4 protein-coding genes are annotated in these 2826 nt (G+C 62.7%); 1 reads left to right on the plus strand and 3 read right to left on the minus strand.

Annotated elements, in window-relative coordinates; translation table 11 throughout:
* Window positions 1–427: 427 nt before the first annotated feature.
* The 3 genes from mobB to BN903_RS14960 form a co-directional block, all read right to left on the minus strand.
* Window positions 428–889: a molybdopterin-guanine dinucleotide biosynthesis protein B gene (mobB, locus tag BN903_RS14950; protein WP_048078486.1), complete on the minus strand. Its 462-nt coding sequence runs from the start codon at window positions 887–889 to the stop codon at window positions 428–430.
* 5 nt (window positions 890–894) lie between these two features.
* Window positions 895–1224, minus strand: a complete 330-nt coding sequence (locus BN903_RS14955; protein WP_048078487.1) for a winged helix DNA-binding protein — start codon at window positions 1222–1224, stop codon at window positions 895–897.
* A 176-nt stretch (window positions 1225–1400) separates the two neighbouring features.
* Entirely contained in the window at window positions 1401–1802 is a 402-nt protein-coding gene (locus BN903_RS14960; RefSeq protein ID WP_048078488.1) for a RidA family protein, read from the minus strand.
* Between the two features lie 183 nt (window positions 1803–1985).
* Here BN903_RS14960 and BN903_RS14965 point away from each other — a divergent pair, with 183 nt between their 5' ends.
* Window positions 1986–2660, plus strand: a complete 675-nt coding sequence (locus tag BN903_RS14965) for a helix-turn-helix domain-containing protein (RefSeq protein WP_048078489.1) — start codon at window positions 1986–1988, stop codon at window positions 2658–2660.
* Window positions 2661–2826 lie beyond the last annotated feature (166 nt).

Below are 2826 nucleotides of genomic sequence, written 5' to 3' on the forward strand. Positions count from 1 at the left end.
GCTCCCGTCGTCGGCCCGCGGAGCTTGGAACCCGCATCCTGCGACGGAGGCGGCGCCGGCCGTCCCAACGGTCGCGAGGAGCCGCCGCCGGGTCGCCGACAGAGTATCATCATCGTTCATGCTGTACTCTCCGATTTAGCTTTCATACACTTGTAGTTTTCTCTTATCGAGTCGATCTGGACCAACTACGTATAAAACACCATATTATTCGGGAACACGTTGATTTTGGGGAGTATGGTAAAGGCTCAATCCAAACCCCCTCTGAACGCATCCAAGAATAATTGAGTATTTACTGAATTAGAGGGCCAATCATTCTTGATCGCCTCCGGATACTCGTTCCTTCCCGTGCGACGATCGGGACCGACAGCAGCTCGGGGCGCTCCTTCGTCTCGCACCATCGAAGCGATCCCCCGGACACCCTTCCCAGTTACTCGTCGCCGCGATCCGGGGAACGTTCCGGATCGTACGACGGTAACCGGTCGATGACACGGACGACGTCGTTGAGGTCCAGATCGTCCGCCGTCACAGCTTCTGCGACTACGGGCGGCGCTACGGTCCGGTCGCCCAACGCGACCTTCGGTACGTCGCTCCCGCTAAATCCCTCGAGGATCGCGTAGTCGTACGTGCGCGCGAACTCGTCCAACACGTCGCCGAGAGTCCGGTCCCGACCGGTCGCGAACCACGTTCCCTCGTCGGTGAGCCCGACGGTGTGGACCGCGCCGCCCGCGCGGTGACGGGCCGTATCTTTCCCCTCGGTGTCGACATCGGGTTCGTGCGTGAGGTGTTTCACGGTCGCCACAGTCCCGCACTCCCGGAGACGTTCGGCCAAGGCGGCGACGACCGTCGTCTTTCCCGAGTCAGAGGGTCCCGCGACGCAGAGGACCTTCATCCGGGTCACCGCGTGTCGTCGAGGGCGGTCACGAGCGCCTCGGCGCGTCGCGTCGCCGCGTATCGACGCGAGCGGCCGTCCTTCTCTTTCTCGACGAGTCCGGCGTCACAGAGCAACGTGAGCGCGTGGCTGACGGCGCTGTCGCTTATCGACACGTAGGGCGTGATCTCGTCGAACCTGACGGCGTCGTCGGTCTCGACCAGCAGGCGAACGAGCCGGTACCGCGTCTCGTATCCGAACGCCGACAGCGCCTTCACGTCGACGGCCGTCGTCGCGTCGTCGATCAGGACGTCGAGATCGGTCTCGGCAGGCGGGTCGGACGAGGACTCGGGCATACCGAAGGTTTCTGTCCGCGATCGGATTAACTTTTTCAGGCGCTAACTCCCCGTCGTCAAGGAGCGAACCGCGTCAGCGGTGAGCGAGTAGGGTGGGGTAGTTCACCTGTTCTGTCGATACGTCGGACGGCCGAGACGAGACGCGTTTCGTCCCGAGATCGAACCGGACACAGCGGTCACTCCTCGGCGGCGATCACGTCGAGCTGAACGTCAGCGCCGCCGGGCAGCGAACAGACGCCGACGACGGTCCGCGGCGGGAACTCGACGGCGTCGAACCGCGACTCGTACGCGCGGTCGACGACCGCCGCAGCGTCCGCATCCGCGAGTTGTACCTCGACTTTCATCACGTCATCGAGCGACGCGCTGCGGTTTTCGAGCATCAGTTCGAGCCGGTCTAAGCACATCCGAATCTGCTCGTCGACCGGCTCCGACCCCTTCACGTCCCCGTTGATCTCCGGGAGGATTCCCTGGAAGAAGACTAGGTCCGACTCCCCGGTCCGCATTCCGAACGCGCCGACGTTGTCGATGCCATCGCGCTGGCGCTTGCTCTCCTCGCTCAGCGAATCGTCGACTGTCATTCCACGGTCACTGTTCGTCTGGCCCTTCTGCTTAACTACTCCTTGGGACACACGATTTAGTAATTGCTCAAACGTTAAACCCCCTTCGATCCGCTCGGTGAGCGCGGTTCTCGTGCCGTCCCCTCGTTAACACCGGTTGGGAATCGTCATGGTGTATTTATCCCCGAGGCGTCACGCTCCGGTATGAACACAGAGGACGACGTACCCGAAACCGGGAGACCGGATGACGCCTCGACACGGCGTCTGTACGTCGAATTCGAGGTCGAGCCGTCGTCCTCGGCCGACTGTCCGTTGAGCGGGTTCGAACGGGACGTCGTGGAGGTACGCCAGCAGCGGACCGCCAACCGGTGTCACACGGACGTGACGCTTTCGCCCGACGACTGCGGCTGTGCGGACGACGACTGTACCGAGGTCGTCCACGCGGCGAGCGCGGTCGGGGACCGCTGTCCGTGCGAGGTGTTCAGCGAGTACGGCTGCGTTCCGCAGATCACCGAGATCGACGGCGACGACGTCGTCGTCGAGACGTACCTGCCCGACCGGGACGTGCTGACCGACCTCGTCGACGACCTGAAAGCGGTCGTCGACGGCATCTCGCTGCGGCGGCTGAAGCGGATCGGTTCGCTCGAACGAGAGGAGCCGCGAGCCGACGTGACCCTCAATCTCTTCGAACTGACCGAGAAACAGCGCGAGGCGGCCGCCGCCGCCGTCGCCGCCGGATACTACTCGCGCCCCCGAGAGGCGGATCTGGGGGAGCTCTCCGCGGACCTCGGGATATCGAAGTCCGCGCTGTCTCAGCGGCTGACCGCGGTCGAGTCAAAGCTCGCCACCTCCGCCTTTGCGCGGGCGACGGCCGACTGATCCCACGCCGAGACCGGTCCCTCAGACGGACCGTTTCGTCGGTGATCCGTTGGTATCGATCAGAAAATAATAGATGAACAATTATACATCCTCTATAATATTCGCAACATTCATTTGCCCCAGAATTATTCACTTCTACCACGGGGGAGACCGTAAAAAAATATGC

This window comes from Halorubrum sp. AJ67, assembly GCF_000513435.1.